22 protein-coding genes are annotated in these 20,286 nt (G+C 39.2%); 14 read left to right on the top strand and 8 right to left on the bottom strand.

All coding sequences use genetic code 11. The features are described from left to right. Positions 1-357: 357 nt before the first annotated feature. Positions 358-1,722 carry an aspartate kinase gene (locus A3I7_RS0105665; protein WP_018375815.1) on the bottom strand — a complete coding sequence of 455 codons (1,365 nt, stop codon included), beginning with the start codon at positions 1,720-1,722 and terminating at the stop codon, positions 358-360. Between the two features lie 238 nt (positions 1,723-1,960). Between A3I7_RS0105665 and fabM the strand changes: the two genes are divergently transcribed. The 13 genes from fabM (at position 1,961) to A3I7_RS0105600 (ending at position 12,557) form a co-directional block, all read left to right on the top strand. Continuing rightward, positions 1,961-2,749, top strand: coding sequence for a trans-2-decenoyl-ACP isomerase (gene fabM / locus A3I7_RS0105660; RefSeq protein ID WP_018375814.1), 789 nt, complete (start codon positions 1,961-1,963; stop codon positions 2,747-2,749). An 86-nt stretch (positions 2,750-2,835) separates the two neighbouring features. Then, the gene (gene fabT, locus A3I7_RS0105655; protein ID WP_018375813.1) at positions 2,836-3,270 is read left to right on the top strand and encodes a fatty acid biosynthesis transcriptional regulator FabT; all 435 of its coding nucleotides are present in this window, start codon (positions 2,836-2,838) and stop codon (positions 3,268-3,270) included. Continuing rightward, positions 3,270-4,244: a beta-ketoacyl-ACP synthase III gene (locus tag A3I7_RS0105650; RefSeq protein ID WP_018375812.1), complete on the top strand. Its 975-nt coding sequence runs from the start codon at positions 3,270-3,272 to the stop codon at positions 4,242-4,244. Before fabT ends, A3I7_RS0105650 begins: the two co-directional genes overlap by 1 nt. A gap of 59 nt (positions 4,245-4,303) precedes the next feature. After that, on the top strand, positions 4,304-4,528 hold the full coding sequence (locus tag A3I7_RS0105645) for an acyl carrier protein (protein WP_018375811.1): 225 nt from the start codon (positions 4,304-4,306) through the stop codon (positions 4,526-4,528). 124 nt (positions 4,529-4,652) lie between these two features. Beyond that, positions 4,653-5,618, top strand: a complete 966-nt coding sequence (gene fabK, locus A3I7_RS0105640) for an enoyl-[acyl-carrier-protein] reductase FabK (RefSeq protein WP_018375810.1) — start codon at positions 4,653-4,655, stop codon at positions 5,616-5,618. 44 nt (positions 5,619-5,662) lie between these two features. Then, complete coding sequence (gene fabD, locus A3I7_RS0105635; protein ID WP_018375809.1) at positions 5,663-6,583, top strand: ACP S-malonyltransferase; 921 nt, start codon at positions 5,663-5,665, stop codon at positions 6,581-6,583. Between the two features lie 10 nt (positions 6,584-6,593). Further along, positions 6,594-7,328 carry a 3-oxoacyl-[acyl-carrier-protein] reductase gene (gene fabG, locus A3I7_RS0105630; protein WP_018375808.1) on the top strand — a complete coding sequence of 245 codons (735 nt, stop codon included), beginning with the start codon at positions 6,594-6,596 and terminating at the stop codon, positions 7,326-7,328. Positions 7,329-7,370: 42 nt separating this feature from the next. Next, complete coding sequence (fabF, locus tag A3I7_RS0105625; RefSeq protein WP_018375807.1) at positions 7,371-8,603, top strand: beta-ketoacyl-ACP synthase II; 1,233 nt, start codon at positions 7,371-7,373, stop codon at positions 8,601-8,603. A gap of 2 nt (positions 8,604-8,605) precedes the next feature. Then, a complete protein-coding gene (gene accB, locus A3I7_RS0105620) occupies positions 8,606-9,091 on the top strand; it encodes an acetyl-CoA carboxylase biotin carboxyl carrier protein (RefSeq protein ID WP_026217146.1) in 486 nt (161 codons plus the stop codon). Continuing rightward, positions 9,088-9,510, top strand: a complete 423-nt coding sequence (gene fabZ, locus A3I7_RS0105615; RefSeq protein ID WP_018375805.1) for a 3-hydroxyacyl-ACP dehydratase FabZ — start codon at positions 9,088-9,090, stop codon at positions 9,508-9,510. The genes accB and fabZ overlap by 4 nt, the downstream gene beginning before the upstream one ends. Positions 9,511-9,544: 34 nt before the next feature. Continuing rightward, entirely contained in the window at positions 9,545-10,915 is a 1,371-nt protein-coding gene (locus A3I7_RS0105610; RefSeq protein ID WP_018375804.1) for an acetyl-CoA carboxylase biotin carboxylase subunit, read from the top strand. A gap of 8 nt (positions 10,916-10,923) precedes the next feature. Beyond that, the gene (gene accD, locus A3I7_RS0105605) at positions 10,924-11,790 is read left to right on the top strand and encodes an acetyl-CoA carboxylase, carboxyltransferase subunit beta (RefSeq protein ID WP_018375803.1); all 867 of its coding nucleotides are present in this window, start codon (positions 10,924-10,926) and stop codon (positions 11,788-11,790) included. Then, positions 11,787-12,557 carry an acetyl-CoA carboxylase carboxyl transferase subunit alpha gene (locus A3I7_RS0105600; RefSeq protein WP_018375802.1) on the top strand — a complete coding sequence of 257 codons (771 nt, stop codon included), beginning with the start codon at positions 11,787-11,789 and terminating at the stop codon, positions 12,555-12,557. Before accD ends, A3I7_RS0105600 begins: the two co-directional genes overlap by 4 nt. 212 nt (positions 12,558-12,769) lie before the next feature. On the opposite strand, the gene serS is transcribed toward A3I7_RS0105600, so the two are convergent. The 7 genes from serS to A3I7_RS0105565 all read right to left on the bottom strand — a co-directional run bounded on the left by serS (position 12,770) and on the right by A3I7_RS0105565 (position 19,063). Next, positions 12,770-14,047, bottom strand: coding sequence for a serine--tRNA ligase (serS, locus tag A3I7_RS0105595; RefSeq protein ID WP_018375801.1), 1,278 nt, complete (start codon positions 14,045-14,047; stop codon positions 12,770-12,772). A gap of 47 nt (positions 14,048-14,094) precedes the next feature. Beyond that, entirely contained in the window at positions 14,095-14,316 is a 222-nt protein-coding gene (locus A3I7_RS0105590) for a hypothetical protein (protein ID WP_018375800.1), read from the bottom strand. A gap of 289 nt (positions 14,317-14,605) precedes the next feature. After that, the gene (locus tag A3I7_RS0105585; protein ID WP_018375799.1) at positions 14,606-14,977 is read right to left on the bottom strand and encodes a DUF956 family protein; all 372 of its coding nucleotides are present in this window, start codon (positions 14,975-14,977) and stop codon (positions 14,606-14,608) included. Between the two features lie 177 nt (positions 14,978-15,154). Continuing rightward, positions 15,155-16,066 (bottom strand): PTS system mannose/fructose/sorbose family transporter subunit IID, encoded by a 912-nt coding sequence (locus A3I7_RS0105580; protein WP_018375798.1) that lies wholly within the window; start codon positions 16,064-16,066, stop codon positions 15,155-15,157. 14 nt (positions 16,067-16,080) lie between these two features. Then, the gene (locus A3I7_RS0105575) at positions 16,081-16,893 is read right to left on the bottom strand and encodes a PTS mannose/fructose/sorbose transporter subunit IIC (protein WP_018375797.1); all 813 of its coding nucleotides are present in this window, start codon (positions 16,891-16,893) and stop codon (positions 16,081-16,083) included. Positions 16,894-16,973: 80 nt separating this feature from the next. Then, on the bottom strand, positions 16,974-17,963 hold the full coding sequence (locus A3I7_RS0105570) for a PTS sugar transporter subunit IIB (RefSeq protein ID WP_018375796.1): 990 nt from the start codon (positions 17,961-17,963) through the stop codon (positions 16,974-16,976). 287 nt (positions 17,964-18,250) lie between these two features. Beyond that, positions 18,251-19,063: a Cof-type HAD-IIB family hydrolase gene (locus tag A3I7_RS0105565; protein WP_018375795.1), complete on the bottom strand. Its 813-nt coding sequence runs from the start codon at positions 19,061-19,063 to the stop codon at positions 18,251-18,253. Positions 19,064-19,468: 405 nt separating this feature from the next. On the opposite strand from A3I7_RS0105565, the gene A3I7_RS0105560 reads away from it, so the two are divergent. After that, complete coding sequence (locus A3I7_RS0105560; RefSeq protein ID WP_018375794.1) at positions 19,469-20,215, top strand: CYTH domain-containing protein; 747 nt, start codon at positions 19,469-19,471, stop codon at positions 20,213-20,215. Positions 20,216-20,286 lie beyond the last annotated feature (71 nt).

The following is a 20,286-nucleotide window of genomic DNA, read 5'->3' as shown; positions in this document are numbered from 1 at the left end:
AGTTACCAACTTGTCCCATAGTAAGTTCTACCTTATTTTTTTGTCTCAGTCTAATTTCCAGTTTTGGTGTTAGACTAGAACTTACTTTGAGAATTTAGGATGAAAATTGTTTTTTCTCTAAAACCTTGATAGGTTTGACAAACGGTAGAAAATGACTATAGTTAATAGGTCCACCAATTTGGAATCATAACTTTTGGAGGAATATGAGGCTTCCTTTATGGATGGCGAGTTGTAAAACAAAAGTGACTAGTGACAGGTCAGATGTAGAGTAGCTTGAACAAAGTGAAAGCCAGCGTTTTAAGCGCTGGCTGGGAATTTTGACTTCTATCTCTGTACAAAACATCTATTTGATGGAGGTTATGATTTTTTTGTTAGTCCGAAGAATGCTTTGTAAAGGGCGCGAACAGCTTCTTTTTCTTTGGCTGTTTCAATAACAAACATAACTGATACTTCACTTGATCCCTGCGAAATCATAGCAAGATTTATATGTTGATCGGAAAGAGCCTTTGTTGCAGATGCAGTTACCCCGATATGACTTTTCATGTTTTCACCAACTATCATGATGATTGATAGGCCACGTTGAATATTTACTTCATCGACTTCAAGCTTACGAGTTAATTGTGTGATGATTTCTTGCTCTTTAATGGGTGTTAACTCTCTTTCGCGTAAAACAATAGACATGTCATCAATACCAGTAGGCATATGTTCCCAACGAATGTTGAGATCTTCAAGGATTTGCAAAACTTTGCGACCAAACCCGACTTCTCTATTCATAAGATATTTTGAGATGTTAATACTAACAAAGTTATCATCACCCGCTATCCCAACAACAGGGACTTCCATACCTTCATGGGCTAATACAATTTTTGTGCCAGGATGGCTAGGATTATTTGTATTTTTAATAACAAGTGGAATTTTTCCACGGTAAGCTGGAATGAGAGCTTCGTCGTGAAGAACAGAAAATCCTGCATAGGCTAATTCGCGCATCTCTTTGTAAGTTAATTCAGGGATTGAGTGAGGTTTGTGAACAACACCAGGATGAGCTGCAAAAATACCATCTACATCTGTGAAATTTTCATACAAATCAGCTTTCACTCCAGCAGCGACAATGGAGCCTGTAATATCAGAACCACCGCGAGAGAAGGTGCAAATTTGATTATCTACAGTGGTTCCAAAGAATCCAGGAATGACAAGTACTTCTTGATAATCTCGGAGATTTTCCAATTTATCATAACTTGACGGAAGAATTCGGGCATTTCCAGGCTCGCTAGTCACTATGATACCAGCTTGTTTTGGATGAATATAGCGCGCAGGAACGCCGTTTTTTGAAAAATATTCCGCAATGAGTTTGGCATTGTTATCTTCACCAGCAGCTAGAAAAGTATCATATAAGAAATCATTTCCTTCAATCGGCTCACTAGCTAGATGTTTAATTGCATCGGATATTTTTTTCATGATTGTTGATCCAAGATTAAGCTCATTAACAATCGATTGGTATCGCTCGATAATCCAATTTTGGACCTCTGTTACATCCTGTCCAGAGGTGTAGGCATTGTAATATTTAATCAGAGCATCTGTAACTTTTATGTCATTAGCATCACGTTTTCCTGGAGCTGAAACGACCACAAAGCGACGATTAGAATCGGATTTAACGATGTTTAAAACTTTAGTCAACTGTTTTGCAGAAGCCAAGGAGCTTCCACCAAATTTGATAACTTTCATATTTTCTCCAAAAGGTAGATTTTACATAAAATTATAGCAAAATTCAGAAAATTTGTCAGTAGTTTTTCCTTTTTTCTTAGAATATTTCTATGTTTTCAAAATGGTCACTGTTTAAAAAGTTGAATTATTTTAATTTTTTTCTTGCTATTTGTGGGATTTTTATGTTAAGATGTTATCAAAATAATTTGATAATCAAAATACTTTATTATCAAACCAATGAAAGTGTTGAGGAATTGTGATGTTTAATAATGTTATTTTTGATAATGATAAAGATGTTGCAACGTTGACATTCAATCGCCCACAAGTATCTAATGGATTCAATATTCCAATGTGTGAGGAAGTGTTGGAAGCAATCCGTATAGTCGCAGAAAATGCGACTACCAAGGTACTTATCATTAAGGCTAATGGATCAATTTTTTCTGTTGGAGGTGATTTGGCAGAGATGCAAAGGGCTGTTGAGGAGGATGATGTACAATCTCTGGTTAAAATTGCAGAGCTCGTTAATCAGATTTCTTTTGCTCTAAAAAAATTGCCAAAGCCAGTTATTATGAGTATAGATGGAGCAGTTGCTGGTGCTGCTGCTAATATGGCAGTTGCCGCTGATTTTGTTATTGCATCTGTAAAAGCAAAGTTCATTCAGGCTTTTGTTGGAGTTGGTTTGGCACCAGATGCAGGAGGTTTGCTTCTCATGACACGTGCTATTGGTGTGACACGAGCCGCCCAATTAGCAATGACAGGTGAAGGCTTGACTGCAGAAAAAGCACATGAATATGGTATTGTGTATCGTTTATGTGACTCTGAAAAACTTGAAAAAACTACGAATCAGCTTGTTAAAAAACTATTACGTGGTTCAATCAACTCTTATCGAGCGATTAAAGAAATGATTTGGACATCATCGTTTGAATCATGGGAAAATTATACACAAGTTGAACTAGCATTACAGAGGGAACTAGCTTTTAAAGAAGATTTTAAGGAAGGTGTGCGTGCTTACGGGGAACGTCGTCGTCCAAAATTTACTGGGAAATAAGGCTTGTTTTTCTGAAAAATCCTTGCAAAATAGTTTGATGTTTGATATACTTTGATTGTCAAAGTTTATTTGTGGGAGGTGACCTCGTGGATTACGATAAAATCAATGAATATCTTGTTGATATTTTCAATCGTGTTATAGTTATTGAGGAGATGAGTTTGAGGACAAGTCAATTCAATGATGTTTCTATAAAAGAGATGCACACTATTGAAATTATTGGTAATTCAGAAAATGTTACTCCAACGGATATTGCACGTGAACTGATGCTAACATTGGGGACAGTCACCACTAGTTTGAATAAACTTGAGGCAAAGGGCTATATAGAACGTTCAAGATCTAAAGTTGATCGACGTGTTGTTCATTTGGCCTTGACAAAAAAGGGAAGATTATTAAATCGTTTGCACGGAAGATTTCATAAATCTATGGTTAATCATATTGTTGAAGGAATGCCCGAAGAAGATGTTGAAGTACTACAACGTGGACTGAGTAATCTCCATAAATTTCTTGAGGAGTTAGTCTGATGGTATATTCAAGAATTAGCCACGTTGCTCATTATGCGCCTAAGCAAGTTGTGTCTAATGATGACTTAGCTACAATAATGGACACTTCTGATGACTGGATTGCTTCTCGGACGGGAATAAAAAATCGTCATATTAGTGAAAATGAGACTACTAGTGATTTAGCTAGTCATGTTGCAGCGCAGTTGCTATTCAAATCCTCTGTTCAAGCCAGTGAAATTGACTTTATTATCGTTGCAACAATTACGCCAGATTCTATGATGCCATCTACAGCTACAAGGGTTCAAGCGCAAATTGGTGCTGCTAATGCTTTCGCTTTTGATTTAACAGCAGCCTGCAGTGGATTTATTTTTGCTTTAGCGACGGCAGATAAATTGATACAGTCTGGCCTTTATCGCAAAGGTTTGGTCATTGGTGCGGAGACTTTTTCTAAAGCTGTTGATTGGTCTGATCGCTCAACGGCCGTTCTGTTTGGGGATGGTGCAGGTGGTGTGCTGATAGAAGCAAGTGATAAGCGCCACTTTTTGGCTGAATCACTTCATTCTGATGGAAGTCGGGGAGAAAGTTTAACTTCTGGTAAAATTGGTCTATCTTCACCATTTTCACAAAAGTCAGAGAATGATCCGTATGTAAAAATGGATGGTCGTGCAATCTTTGATTTTGCTGTTCGTGAGGTATCCGCCAATATCAAACAGTTGATTACAGATATCAACTTTTCAAATGATGACCTAGATTATCTTTTATTACATCAGGCAAATAATCGTATCTTGGATAAAATGGCTAAAAAGATTGGTATTTCGCGGGAAAAATTCCCAGCCAACATGATGGAATATGGCAATACTAGTGCGGCCAGTATCCCTATTCTTTTATCAGAATGTGTTGATAAGGGAATGTTGAAAATGGATGGTTCTCAGACAATTCTTCTTTCCGGATTCGGTGGAGGTTTTACATGGGGAACTCTTATTGTTAAAATCTAGTTATACACTGTGCGAATGCACATTTATAAAAATTTTTATATCTTAAGGAGAAATTAATCATGGCAGTATTTGAAAAAGTACAAGAAATTATCGTTGAAGAACTTGGTAAGGACGCAGAAGAAGTACAATTGGAAACAACTTTTGATGATCTTGACGCTGACTCACTTGACGTTTTCCAAGTCATCTCAGAAATCGAAGATGCTTTTGATATTCAAATCGAAACAGAAGAAGGACTTAATACTGTAGGTGACTTGGTTGCTTACGTTGAGGAAAAAACAAAATAAGGCACTCTTTAAAGTTAGGGGCGGTGAAGCATTGACAGTTGTCAAACTACGCCGCTCCCTCTTCTTATTTTGATAGTTTGATAATCAAATTATCGTCGGTGTTAAGGCTTAGGAAGTTTTAAAAATGAAAACACGTATTACAGAATTATTGAATATAAAATACCCCATTTTTCAAGGGGGAATGGCATGGGTTGCGGATGGTGACTTAGCTGGGGCAGTATCAAATGCTGGCGGTCTAGGCATCATTGGCGGAGGAAATGCACCCAAAGAGGTAGTTAAAGCAAATATTGATAAAGTGAAATCAATTACTGATAAACCTTTTGGTGTGAATATCATGCTTTTGTCTCCTTTTGCAGATGATATTGTTGACTTGGTCATTGAAGAGGGGGTTAAAGTTGTAACGACTGGAGCAGGAAATCCTGGTAAATATATGGAGCGATTCCATGAAGCTGGTATTACTGTTATTCCCGTTGTTCCCTCGGTAGCATTAGCAAAACGGATGCAAAAATTGGGTGCTGATGCAGTCATTGCAGAAGGAATGGAAGCAGGCGGACACATTGGTAAACTGACCACGATGACCCTTGTGCGTCAAGTTGTAGACGCTGTTGACATTCCGGTCATTGGTGCAGGTGGTGTAGCAGATGGTGCAGGCGCTGCTGCGGTCTTTATGTTGGGGGCAGAGGCTGTCCAAGTTGGGACACGTTTTGTTGTAGCCAAAGAGTCAAATGCTCACCAGAATTTTAAAGATAAAATTTTGAAAGCAAAGGATATTGACACTGTCGTCTCTGCTTCAGTTGTTGGTCATCCAGTTCGAGCAATTAAAAATAAACTCTCTTCTGCCTATGGACAAGCGGAAAAAGATTTTTTAGCTGGTAAAAAATCGGCAGAAGAAATTGAAGAGCTTGGTGCAGGTGCTCTTCGCAATGCAGTTATTGATGGCGATGTCGTTAATGGTTCAGTCATGGCTGGCCAAATTGCGGGTTTGGTTAAGGAAGAAGAAAGCTGCGAAGATATTCTAAAAGATATTTACTATGGTGCTGCTAGGGTAATCAAAAAAGAAGCTGCTCGCTGGGAAGATGTTGATGCCTAATTGCCATTAGTCTCTCTTATCACAAGTTGGAGGATTACATTTAAATGACAAAAACAGCGTTTTTATTTGCCGGGCAAGGTGCTCAAAAACTTGGGATGGCAAGTGATCTCTACGAAGCTTTTCCTATTATCAGAGAAACTTTTGATACCGCCAGTCGTATCTTGGGATATAATTTGCGGCATCTGATTGATCATGATGAGGAAAAACTCAATCAAACACGATACACACAGCCAGCAATCTTAACGACTTCTATTGCCATTTATCGTTTGCTCTTAGAAAGAGGCTACAATGCTGACTTAGTTGCTGGCCTGTCCTTGGGTGAGTATTCTGCCTTGGTTGCTTCAGGGGCTTTGGCGTTTGAAGATGCAGTTGCTTTGGTCGCTAAGCGAGGAGAATTTATGGAAACTGCGGCTCCTGCTGGAACAGGCAAGATGGTTGCGGTTATGAATATGGATGCTTCCGTCATTGAGGAGGCTTGCCGGAAAGCTTCTGAAAAGGGAATTGTGACACCGGCAAACTATAATACTCCTGGACAAATTGTAATTGGTGGTGAAGTTGAAGCAGTTGGTCAAGCGCTTGAATTTCTAAAAGAAGCCGGTGCTAAACGTCTTATTCCGCTTAAAGTTTCAGGTCCCTTTCATACGGCTCTTTTGCAACCAGCTAGTGAAAAGTTAGCTGTGGAGTTAGAAAAGATTGTCTTTAGACCATTTAATATTCCTCTAATTGGAAATACTGAAGCTAAGGTCATGACAGAGTCTGAAGTTAAGAGTCTACTTGCTCGACAGGTTATGGAGCCAGTTCGTTTTTACGAATCTATTGAAACAATGAAAAAACTAGGGCTGACCGAAGTGATTGAGATTGGCCCTGGCAAAGTACTCAGTGGTTTTATGAAAAAAATTGACAAAACAATTCCAACAACTACGGTTGAGGATTTGGCTAGTCTGACTGATTTGCTACAAAAATAGGAGGTTTAATTTGGAAATTACATCTAAAAACGTGTTTATTACCGGATCAAGCAGAGGGATTGGTCTAGCAATCGCACATCAATTTGCAAAATTGGGAGCCAATGTTGTACTAAACGGTCGCTCAGCTATTTCGCAAGACCTCATCAATAGTTTTGATGATTATGGAGTTAAAGTAATTGCTGTTTCTGGAGATGTCTCAAACTATGCGGATGCAAAACGTATGGTGGATGAGGCTGTTGCCCATCTTGGGTCAATTGATGTTCTAGTCAATAACGCTGGAATTACTAGAGATAAGCTCATGTTAAAAATGACAGAAGAAGATTTTGAAACTGTTTTGAAAATTAATTTGACTGGCGCTTTTAATATGACACAATCAGTCTTGAAACCGATGACAAAAGCACGTCAAGGTGCTATCATTAATATATCTAGTGTCGTTGGCTTAACAGGTAATATCGGACAGGCCAATTATGCAGCTTCAAAAGCTGGTTTGATTGGCTTTACAAAGTCTGTTGCAAGAGAAGTTGCTGCGCGTGGTGTAAGGGTGAATGCTATTGCTCCAGGGTTTATCGAGTCGGATATGACTGATGTTATTCCTGAAAAAATGAAAGAAGCAATGCTTGCTCAAATTCCTATGAAACGTGTTGGGAAAGCCGATGAAGTTGCACAACTTGCATCATTTTTGGCACAGCAAGAATACCTAACTGGTCAAGTTGTTGCTATTGATGGCGGCATGACCATGCAGTAAGAGAAGAGTTTTAGACAGTTCCCTGTAAATAAGGAGAAAAAGATGACATTGAATAGAGTTGTAGTAACGGGTTACGGTGTGACATCACCAATTGGAAATACCCCGGAAGAATTTTGGAACAGCCTCTATGATGGTAGAATTGGCATTGGTCCGATTACCAAATTTGATACTTCAGATATCCCAGTGCACAATGCTGGCGAGGTTAAAGATTTTCCTTTTGATAAATACTTTGTTCGTAAAGATAAAAATCGTATGGATATGTACTCTATCTATGCAATTTATGCAACCTTGGAAGCTTTAGAAAATGCTGGGCTAGACATGGAAACCGAAAATCGTGACCGTGTTGGTGTAATCGTATCATCTGGTATTGGCGGTTTGCAGGAAATGCAAGAGCAAATCATTCGTATGCATGAAAAAGGAATCCGACGTATCCAGCCTATGTTTATTCCAAAAGCATTGTCAAATATGGCCGCTGGGAATATTGCCCTTAAAATTGGTGCCCAAGGAGTATGTAAGTCAATTACAACTGCTTGTGCTTCCTCGAATGATGCTATTGGAGAAGCTTTTCGTGAAATCAAGTTTGGTTTCCACGATGTGATTTTGGCAGGTGGTTCGGAGTCCACTATTAATGAGATTGGTATTGGTGGTTTCAACGCACTAACCGCTTTGTCAACAACAGAAGATCCTAAACGTGCAGCTATTCCTTTTGATAAGGATAGAAATGGTTTTGTCATGGGCGAGGGTGCTGGTGTGCTTGTCTTAGAGAGCCTTGAACATGCTCAAAATCGCGGAGCGACTATCTTAGCTGAAGTTGTGGGTTATGGTAGCAATTGTGATGCCTACCACCAAACCACCCCAACACCAGATGGTTCTGGTGCGGCTAAGGCTATAAAATTGGCTATTCAGGAAGCAGGTATCCAAGCTAGTGATGTTGATTACGTCAATGCTCACGGAACCTCTACTCAGGCCAATGAAAAAGGAGAAAGTCAAGCTATCGTTACTGTATTTGGTAAAGATGTTCCAGTTTCTTCAACCAAGTCCTTCACTGGGCATCTTTTGGGGGCGGCAGGAGCTGTAGAAGCTATTGCAACCATTGAGGCCATCCGTCATAGTTTTATTCCAATGACAGCGGGAACAAAGGAGCTTTCCGACGATATTGAGGCTAATGTTATTTTCGGACAAGGTCAAGGGGCAGACCTTCAATATGCTATTTCCAATACTTTTGGATTTGGTGGTCATAATTCCGTTCTTGCCTTTAAACGCTGGGAGGAATAATGTTGAATATTAGTGAAGTTAAAGAATTGATGGCGCAGTTTGATGCTTCAAGCCTGAAAGAATTTTCATTTAAGACAGTAGATGGGGAATTAGCTTTTTCTAAAAACGACCATCAGTTGGTACAAGCGCAAGCGCCGCTTCCTCCTGTGTCTACTCCAACGTTTGTAGCTACACCAGTAGTGGCAACAACTCAAGAGGAGGATCCAGAGGCAGCGCAAGCTATTTCCAAGGAAGAGACTCCCGCTGTTGCTGAAGGCGAGGAAGTCCCTAGTCCGCTTGTAGGAGTTGCCTACCTTGCTTCAAGCCCTGACAAACCAGCTTTTGTTTCAGTAGGTGACTCGGTTAAAAAAGGTCAAACTCTTTTGATTATTGAGGCGATGAAAGTGATGAATGAGATTCCAGCTCCTCGTGATGGAATTGTGACTGAAATTCTCGTTACTAATGAAGAAGTGGTTGAATTTGGACAAGGATTGGTGCGCATTAAATGATTGATATTAAAGAAATTAGAGATGCTCTTCCTCATCGTTATCCCATGCTTTTGGTTGATCGAGTACTGGAGATTTCTGAAGATGAAATAACTGCCATTAAAAATGTAACCATCAATGAACCATTTTTTAATGGGCATTTTCCTGACTATCCTGTTATGCCAGGAGTTCTCATTATGGAAGCTTTGGCTCAGACAGCGGGTGTTCTGGAATTATCAAAACCAGAAAATAAGGGGAAACTTGTTTTTTACGCAGGAATGGATAAGGTGAAATTCAAAAAGCAAGTGATTCCAGGAGATCAATTGGTCATGACCGCTAAATTTATCAAACGTCGCGGAACCATTGCTGTTGTTGAAGCCAAAGCTGAAGTGGATGGTAAATTAGCAGCGTCAGGGACACTTACTTTTGCTATTGGCAACTGATAGGTTACTCGAATAGAGGGAGAAATGCATCCACATGTTTAAAAAATTATTGATTGCCAATCGTGGTGAAATTGCGGTGCGTATTATTCGTGCGGCGCGTGAGTTGGGAATCTCAACAGTTGCCGTCTATTCGGAGGCTGATAGAGACTCTCTCCATACGATTTTAGCGGATGAAGCTATTTGTATTGGACCAGCACGCTCAACTGACTCATACCTGAATATGAATTCAGTCTTGTCTGCTGCTATTGTCACAGGTGCGGAAGCCATTCACCCTGGTTTTGGCTTTTTAAGTGAAAATTCCAAATTTGCCACGATGTGTGAAGAAATGCGCATCAAATTTATAGGGCCAAGTGCAGCTGTTATGGATAAGATGGGTGACAAGATTAATGCACGCGCTGAAATGATTAAGGCAAATGTTCCAGTGATTCCGGGCTCTGACGGTGAGGTTTACACTAGCAAGGAAGCTCTGACGATTGCTGATAAACTTGGCTATCCTGTCATGCTTAAGGCTTCGGCTGGAGGCGGTGGTAAGGGAATTAGGAAGGTTAACTCCTCTGCTGAATTGGGCCCTGCTTTTGAATCAGCTTCACAGGAAGCTAAAGCAGCTTTCGGAAATGGGGCCATGTATATTGAAAAAGTTATTTATCCAGCTCGACATATTGAAGTGCAGATTCTGGGCGATTCATTTGGCAATGTGATTCATCTTGGGGAACGTGACTGTTCCTTGCAACGGAATAATCAAAAGGTTTTGGAAGAAAGTCCATCTATTGCCATTGGTAAGACTCTTCGTACAAAGATTGGTGATGCGGCAGTCCGTGCAGCTAAGGCGGTTGCTTATGAAAATGCTGGAACAATCGAATTTTTGCTTGATGAGTCTACACGTGAATTTTATTTTATGGAAATGAATACGCGTGTTCAGGTTGAGCATCCGGTGACTGAATTTGTTACAGGCATTGATATTGTAAAAGAACAAATTCGGATTGCTGCTGGAGAACCTTTACCAATCACACAAGATGAAGTTGAAATCAGAGGGCATGCCATAGAATGTCGTATCAATGCTGAAAATCCTAAGTTTAATTTTGCTCCAAGCCCTGGAACTATTAAAGAACTATACCTTCCAAGCGGTGGCGTTGGACTCCGTGTTGATTCGGCAGTTTACACTGGATATACGATTCCTCCTTATTACGACAGTATGATTGCTAAGATTATCGTTCATGGGGAAAATCGTTTTGAGGCTCTCATGAAAATGCAGAGGGCACTTTATGAGTTGGAGATTGAAGGAGTAACCACTAATACAGACTTTCAATTGGATTTAATTGCTAATCCAAGAGTTATTGCAGGGGACTATGATACTTCCTTCTTGATGGAGGACTTCCTACCAAACTATTACAAGTCAGGTGATTAGGAGGGATTATGGCTTTATTTGGAAAAAAAGATAAATATATTCGTATCAATCCTAATCGTTCACTTAAAAAAACGGTTGAACGTGAGGCTCCAGAAGTTCCTGATGAATTATTTGCCAAATGCCCATCATGTAAGCATATGATCTATCAGAAAGATTTAGGTGTTGCTAAGATTTGTCCTGCTTGTTCTTATAATTTTCGTATTTCTGCTCAGGAGCGTCTAGCTATTACAGTTGATGAAGGAAGTTTCGATGAATTGTTTACAGGCCTTGAAACTAAAGATCCTTTAAAATTTCCACAATACGCTGAAAAATTAGCTCTTGCACGGGAGAAAACTGGCCTTGATGAGGCTGTGCTTACGGGTAAAGCTTTGATAAGGGGACAAAAGGTTGCTCTGGCAATTATGGATTCGAATTTTATCATGGCCTCAATGGGGACAGTGGTTGGTGAAAAATTGACCCGTTTATTTGAATTAGCTATTGCAGAGAAGTTACCAGTTGTTATTTTTACAGCGTCAGGTGGTGCTCGGATGCAAGAAGGAATCATGAGTCTTATGCAAATGGCTAAGATTTCTGCGGCAGTTAAGCGGCACTCTAATGCAGGACTCTTTTATTTGACAGTTCTTACCGATCCAACGACTGGTGGGGTTACGGCAAGTTTTGCCATGGAAGGAGATATTATCTTAGCTGAACCTCAAGCTTTGATCGGTTTTGCAGGCCGTCGAGTTATTGAAACAACTGTTCGTGAAGATTTGCCAGAAGATTTTCAAAGGGCAGAATTTTTGTTGGATCACGGTTTTGTTGATGCCATTGTCAAACGAACAGAATTGGCTGACGTGATAGCTGACTTGGTAAAATTCCATGGAGGTGCTAGATGAGTGATGTTTCAAGAATTTTGAAAGAGGCCAGAGAACAAAGTCGTTTGACAACGCTCGACTATGCCAAATTGATTTTTGAAGATTTTATGGAACTACATGGAGATCGTCAATTTGCGGATGATGGGGCTATTGTTGGCGGTTTAGCACGTTTGGACGGTCAACCTGTTACCATTGTAGGTATCCAAAAAGGAAAAAATCTGCAAGATAATTTGCATCGTAATTTTGGTCAGCCAAATCCAGAAGGGTATCGTAAAGCCCTTCGACTGATGAAGCAAGCTGAAAAATTTGGTCGTCCTATTATTACCTTTATCAATACCGCAGGCGCCTACCCAGGTGTAGGTGCTGAGGAACGTGGTCAGGGAGAGGCTATTGCTCGTAATTTGATGGAAATGAGTGATCTTAAGGTGCCTATTATCGCTGTTATCATTGGTGAAGGGGGCTCTGGAGGTGCTTTAGCTTTAGCTGTGGCAGATCAGGTTTGGATGCTCGAACATACCATGTATGCAATTCTAAGCCCAGAGGGTTTTGCCTCTATTTTGTGGAAAGATGGTTCACGGGCAACAGAGGCTGCTGAATTGATGAAGATTACAGCCAATGAATTACTCCAAATGGAAGTGGTTGACAAGGTTATTCCAGAGCATGGTTATTTTTCAAGTGAAATTGTAGAAATGTTAAAGAAAAATTTGATTGAGGAACTAGCTCAACTTCGTCAGCAACCCATCGAAACTTTACTGGAAAACCGTTACCGACGCTTTAGAAAATATTAAAATTAGCCCGATTTGGGCTTTTTTGTAAGACTTTTAAGTAATACTACTCTTCAAAAATCAAACTCTGACATTGTTGTCTAGTGTGCTTTTGATTTTTCGGGAGTATAAATGTAATATACCTGCTGTTCTTAAGTTACTGAGAGCAGACAAAAATCCCAAATCAGAAGTCATCAATAGCCTTAGATTTGGGATTTTTAGTATTAAGATATAGTTTATTTAGGTGAGATAATATCAACACCGCCCATATATGGACGAAGAACTTCTGGAATTGTTACAGAACCATCTTCATTTTGATAATTTTCAAGAATAGCAGCCACAGTGCGTCCTACAGCAAGACCAGAACCGTTAAGAGTATGAAGTAGTTTGACTTTGCCATCTGCTTCGTCACGGTAACGAATTTGGGCACGACGTGCTTGGAAATCTTCAGTATTTGAACATGAAGAGATTTCACGGTAAGTGTTTTGTGCTGGAATCCAAACTTCTAAATCGTAAGTTTTAGCGGCTGAGAATCCCATATCTCCAGTACACAAGGTAATGACACGGTATGGTAGGTTTAATTTTTGAAGGATATTCTCAGCATTTGCTGTCATTTTTTCTAATTCGTCATAGGAATTTTCTGGCTTAGAGAATTTGACCATTTCAACCTTATGGAATTGGTGAAGACGAATAAGCCCTCGAGTGTCACGACCAGCAGAGCCAGCTTCAGAGCGGAATGAAGGACTCATAGCTGTGAAATAGATAGGTAAATCTTTGCCATCAAGGATTTCACCACGATAATAGTTAGTCACAGGGACTTCAGCAGTTGGAATAAGGACAAAGTCACTGTCCGCTAACTCAAAAGTATCTTCTTTGAATTTTGGATATTGACCAGTACCAAACATTGAATCGTGGTTTACCATGTAAGGAGGAATAATTTCAGTGTAACCTTCCTTGGCATGCTCGTCTAACATAAAGTTGTAGAGAGCACGTTCTAGGCGGGCACCTAATCCTTTGTAGAAGAGGAACCGTGAACCAGTGACTTTGGCACCGCGTTCCCAATCAAGAATATCCAAATCTTCTCCGAGGTCCCAGTGAGCTTTGATGTCAAAGTCGAAGTGACGTGGTGTTCCCCAACGGCGGACCTCAATATTCTCGTCTTCATCGGCCCCGACAGGAACAGAGCTATGTGGTGTATTTGGTAGGCGAACGATGATTTCATTGAGTTTCTCATCAGTTTCAGTCAATTCAGCATCAGTAGCTTTGATGCTTGCTGATAATGTCTGCATAGCCACAATCTGTTCAGAAGCATCTTCTTTGTTGCGCTTAGCTTGAGCAATAGCTGCCGATGCGATGTTGCGCTCTGCTTTAGCTTCTTCTGACTTAATTAAAAGTGTTCGGCGTTTTTCATCCAATTCTTTTAATTCATGAAGTGTTTCTTGATTGACACCTCGATTCGCTAAACTAGCAGCTATAGTATCAAAATCGTTTCGAATACGTTTAATATCTAACATAATTTCCTCCAAATGGTTTGATTTTGTAAGTAATGATTGTGATTGGTTTAATTAAAGTCATCTTTACTAATCGCTACAGATGGGTAATGAGTGAGATTAGTAAGGCCTGTGTCAAGTGGTAAATCATAAATGGCTAAGTAGTCTTTTGGAAATTGTTTCTGAAAGATAGCCATTTTATCACGGATAATAGTTTCGTCCTTAGAGGCAAAAACGACCTCAACCACCGCCTCGGACTTATCTATAAAAGCATGAACAATAATTTTAATCATGGAAAACCTCCCCAGTAAGAAAAAAACACAGAAATGATTTTGCTGGAGCGCTCACGCGCGGTTCCATCCAGCTTCACATTCTGTGCACTTAATTACTTTTAAATTTTACCACGGTAGAATTTGGGATTGTTCGATTACCTGCTCACAGCAACCGCAGACTTTCTGGAAAACGTCCAATCTTACTTATCCGATAACTCCATTATATAGGAAAACTGAGAAAAAGTAAATGATATTTTTGCTATGCTGATACCCAGTAGCTTAAAGAGCAAATATTTAGCCGATAGATAGGTTACTTGCGCTTAAAGGACTTTAATTTTGAAATAATGGTTTGAATTAGAGTTGGGAGTTTTACGACCTTATCATTGCCAAGATAACTTCGTGCAATTTTAAGAATTTTACCAGAATCTTTAGAGGCAAAGAGAAACTTCCCCTGATCGGTAAAGATTTCAAAATGACGGCTAACTTTATTCTTACGTGTAACATTAGCACCAATGTGATTAATAGAAGTCCATGGAATCTGAATAAATTGTTCAACATTAACGTCTGGATAAAATTCTAGAGCAGTTTCACCTATAAGGAATTTTCCAACTTTACCTCCAATAGCTAGATAGGAAACACCTGTTGTTTGAAGTTCAACTGATTTATTAAGAGATTGAGCCATAATTTCTCACTTTGCTGTTTTTTATTGTATTATACCATAATTGAAGGTAGTAAAGCAAAAGTTGGTCAGAGTGATAAAGATTTTTAAAAACATCATTTGACCTCAAATTTTTAGTTAAACAAAAGAGAGTTCAGAACTAAATTGTTCCAAACCCCTTTTATGAATTGAATGATTTGATTACATGATACCGAAGAAACGAGCAGCGATACCAACGATAAACAAAGCAATAATAATTGTGATTGGTGAAACTTTCTTCTTAAGTAGCCACATGCAAAGGAAAGTCAAGAGAAGTCCCATCAATCCAGGAATCAAGCTGTTCAACTGTCCTTGGAGTGTTTGTGATTGAACCTTATCCAAACTCAAACCGCTAAGTGCATCTCCAAGAATCCCTTTCAACTCAGCACCAGTTACATTTCCTTTTGGAAATTCAATGTAGGCTCCTTCTGATAATTGTTTACCAGGAAGATTAACAGTAAAGCTGATAGATACCCAACGTTCAACCAGAACAGCAAGAATGAACATACCAAGGATTGAAGCTCCTTTTGTGATGTCTTTCAGGATACCACCTGACATGTCTTTTGTGATTTCAGAACCAGCTTTGTAACCAAATTCTTGTGTGTACCACAAGAAGGCCATACGAATAATGTTCCAACCAAAGAAGAAGATTAATGGACCAACGATATTACCTGTTGTTGCCAATGATGCACCAAGAGCTCCTAAGATAGGACGAACGGTGAACCAGAAGACAGGGTCTCCGATACCAGCAAGAGGTCCCATCATACCAATTTTAACCCCTTGGATAGCAGCGTCATCGATTTCAGTACCGTTTGCTTTTTCTTCTTCAAGAGCAAGGGTTACCCCCATGATTGGGGCAGCAACGTATGGGTGGGTATTGAAGAATTCCAAGTGGCGTTCAAGAGCAGCAGCTTGGTCTTCTTTAGAAGTATAAAGTTTTTTAATAGCAGGAATCAGTGCATAAGCCCAACCCAAGTTTTGCATACGTTCATAGTTCCATGAACCTTGCAAGAATTGTGAACGCCACCAAACTTTTTGACGATCTGATTTTGATAATTGAATTTTTTCAGCCATGATTGTTCCCCTTTCTAGTAGTCTTCAAGGATATCGCCGATTGGATCGCCAGAACTTGAGGCAGCTCCTCCACCGTTACCACCTTGTTTAGAAAGGTTAAGGTAGATGAGGGCGATTGCAACACCGATTGTACCAAGAGCGATAAGGGTAAGATCGCTAAGGGCAGCAAATGCAAATCCTAGAGCGAAGAAAGGCCAAACTTCACGAGTTGCCATCATATTGATAACCATGGCATAACCTACGGCTACAACCATACCCCCACCGACAGCCATACCACCGTTCAACCAGTCTGGCATCAAGCCAAGGATGTCTTGAACAGCAGAGGCAGGAACAGCGATTAGCATAGCAGCAGGAACAGCGATACGAAGACCTTGAAGGACAAGGGCAAACAAGTGGGCACGTTCAACCGCAGCAATGTTCCCTTCTTTAGCAGCACTGTCAGCTGTGTGGACAAGGNCAACTGAGATTGTACGAACGATCATTGTGAGGAAGAGTCCAGCGACAGCGAGTGGGATAGCTGTTGCTGTTGCAACGGCAATACCTTCAGTTGAGAAGTTACCGCTTTTTACCATGATGATAGCTGCAGCTACAGAAGCGAGAGCAGCGTCAGGAGCAACAGCAGTACCGATGTTAGCCCAAGCAAGGGCAATCATTTGAAGTGATCCACCAAGCATAACGCCTGCTTCAAGATTACCAGTCACAAGACCGATAAGTGTACAAGCCACAAGTGGTTGATGGAATTGGAATTGGTCAAGGATACCTTCAAGACCAGCAAAGAAGGCAACAACTACAACCAAGATAGCAGAAATAATTGAAATATCTGACATGGTTTTATTCCTTTTCTATTGAGTTTTCATGAGTACTCTCAACTGATTTAACAAGATGCGAGCACTACAGTTTGAGTGAATTATTGAACGTTTGCTTTTTGAATAAGGTCAAACAAGTCTTTCTTAGAATCGTTTGGCACTTTGCGAACATCAAAGCTTACGCCGAGGTCACGTAATTTTTCAAAGGCAGCAACGTCGTCCTTGTCCATTGACAAAACGTTGTTAACCATTGTCTTACCTGTTGAGTGAGCCATAGAACCAACATTGAGTTCTTTAATCGGCACACCGCCTTCAATAGCACGAAGGGCATCTTGGACAGTTTCGAACAAGATAAGCGCATGCGTTTCACCAAAGCGGGTATCTTTTGCTACTTCAATCAATTTATCAATCGGAACAACATTAGCATTAACCCCAGAAGGTGCCGCTTGTTTGATCAAACCTTTACGTAGATCATCTTTTGCCACGGCATCTGATGCAACAATAATGCGATCAGCTTTTGAAGCTGGAGTCCATGCTGTAGCAACTTGTCCGTGAAGAAGACGCGTATCAATACGTGCAAGGTTAATTTTGATCTTACCATCTCCAATGACAGTCCCTTTTGGAATAGCTCCTTTTGGAGCGCTAGTTTTAGCTGGAACCGCTGCAACTTCCACTGGATTAAGTTCTTCGGGAAGGGCTTTAACACCATCCTTAGATTCCTTAATAATGTTTGCAGCAACCTTATCAACCCCAGCATTAGCATCCATCAGACGCTCAGTGTAGGCTTGAATAAGCATTGGCAAATTGAGACCGGTAATGATAGCCATTTTGCGATCAGGATTTTCTCCCATCACGCGACTTGCTTGGTTAAATGGTGAACCAGACCAAAGGTCAGCAAGTACAAGGACTTCATCATCAGCATCAAATTGTGCGATAGCATTGTTGAAGTGTTCATACAAATCGTCTGGACCTTCATTTGGCATGAAAGTTACAACTTGAACTTTCTCCTGCTCACCAAAGATCATAGAACCAGATTGATGGATACCTTCAGCAAATTTACCATGACTGGCAATAATAATACCGATAGCCATTCTTGTTCTTCCTCCTTATTTATATTTTTCATTAAAAGAAAAAAGAATAATCTCCTTCCGCTAAGAGCGGCTATTCTTTTTCATTTTAGTGAATTAGAGAACGATACTATTGTAAAACGTTTTCACCTAAAAATCAACCCCTATTTTTACAAAGATATGACAAAAAAGAAAAAACTTGCAAATTCTAGCATAAATTTCCAATCGAAAATGATTGAAAATGTGTCAAAATAGCAGAAAATATGACACAAAAACCTACTTTTTAATCAAAGTAGGTTAATAATGTTCGTTTATAGCAAAAGTTCTTCTAATTTTCGAGCCACACCATCATCTTCATTTGTATAGTCAAGTTGCTCATCGGCGTATGGTAAAAGTACTTCACTAGCGTTTTTCATGGCATAACCAGATTTTGCCAGAGATAGCATTTCAGTATCGTTGTGTTCATCGCCAAAAGCAATCAGGTCCTCTTTGGATTTATTGAGTTCTTTAAGTAAGTAGCTCAGGGCGTAGGCCTTATTGATACCTTTCGGTGAAAATTCAAGGATATTCATTGGTCCACCCCAAGAATCAATTTCCATTTCATATTTGAAGTGGCGGCGCATCTCATCAGCAAGAGCATACTTGTTTTCATGCCTTGTTTGCATGAGGAGGGCATTTGGATTTTTGGTGATTTTTGAAGCATCTAATTGCATTTTATTCGTGATTTCTTCAACACCAAACAATTCAGGATTGATGCTCTGCGGATTGTCCATAGTAATAAAAAATTTTTTCCGATATTCACTGGCAATAAAGTCTGCTTCGAAACTTTCTCTTTGTTTTAAAACGTCTATAAGGTAGCTTTTGTCAATGGTAACACTTTGTTCACGGTCCCATTTTTTGTCAGGAATATGCGTGAGAGCGCCGTTGAAGCTAATCATGGGCGTATTTAGGCGGAGACGCTTATAATGGTCAGCTGCCATGGTAAAAGGGCGACCGGTCGCGATAACGACAAAATGGCCTTTATCTTTGACACGTTGAATGACATCAACAGTATAATCTGAAATGGTATTATCATTGTGTAATAGGGTACCATCTAAATCAATAGCGATTAGTTTTTTTCTCATATTAAGGATTATGACAGAAAATAAGTTGAAATGCAAGGACTGACTATGATAAGTTTAAGTGGAGATTAGGCTACTCCATATTTTTCGGAAAATTCTATATATTCAATTGACAAACAGTCAGGAGAGTTGTACTCTGTAAGGGTAAATAGTAAAAAAACGTTTATGAAAATTAAAAAGTACCGTGCTGGCCAATAGTAGCAAATGTGTCTTGATTTTACAATATATTGTATCAATCTACTTTTGAATTTTCTAAAGACTTCCTAAAATTTTGTAAAACGACACATTTTATTTTGATGACTTCTATAACATCATAGAAACAACAACTATTCAGGAGATGAAGTTGAAATATAAGGAGCTTGCTAATGCAGTTATTAAAAAAGTTAGACTTTTAGGAGGAGATATTTGATGTCAATTGATCAACAAAATTTATATAAAAATGAATTAGAGTTAAAATATGAGGTCTTAGATTCAAAAACTTTTGAGAATTATAAAAAAGTCATTGAAAAAGCGGGATTTCAGATGCGTGGTAGCTTTCTTGAAACTGATTTTGTTCCAGATTTAGCAAATTTTGAATGTAAATCAAAGGGGATTGTTCTGAGGTATAGAATGGTAAAACCTAAAGGCTATTTATTAACTTTAAAGCTTAAGGGAAAAAGGCACGATTTACAAGATAACATAGAGATTGAGTATGAAAGCTGTAGTAAGGATAAGAAACCTTTTAAAGAAATTCAAAGAATAATTAATTCAGAATTTTCAATTCAATTATCGGAATTAGCGTTGTTAAAAAATACTATTATTGAGAACACTGTAGAAATCATTGATTATTTATATAGTATCGGTTTTACTAAATGTAGAATGCTTTCACAAAAAAAGAGAACCATTTATACAAAAGGTGAAAAGTCTTTTTGTTTTGATACATTTCCAGATCCGATTGGTACCTATTTGGAGCTAGAGGCTTTTAACGATAAAGATTTAAGTAAGTTAAAAAAAGTAGTCGCATCAGTAATTGAATTAGATTTATGTGAGGTTAAAAACTATGGAAAAATAATTCAAGAAAAGTTGAATAGTTATGGGATTCCTCATTCGAAACAGAGAGTGTGTGTATTTAGCAATAATCTTCAAAACTTTGTATATCAAAAATTTAAATTATGAAAAGTCTAACTTAATTTGACAATTTAGATCTAAAGAAAATATCTGCTAAATTTGCAAACAACTGAGAGAGT

Origin of the sequence: Streptococcus orisratti DSM 15617 (assembly GCF_000380105.1) — a bacterium.
In the GTDB taxonomy this organism is placed as follows: domain Bacteria; phylum Bacillota; class Bacilli; order Lactobacillales; family Streptococcaceae; genus Streptococcus; species Streptococcus orisratti.
The sequence above is the reverse complement of the archived record's forward strand: the minus strand, read 5'-3'. Positions and strand labels throughout refer to the sequence as shown.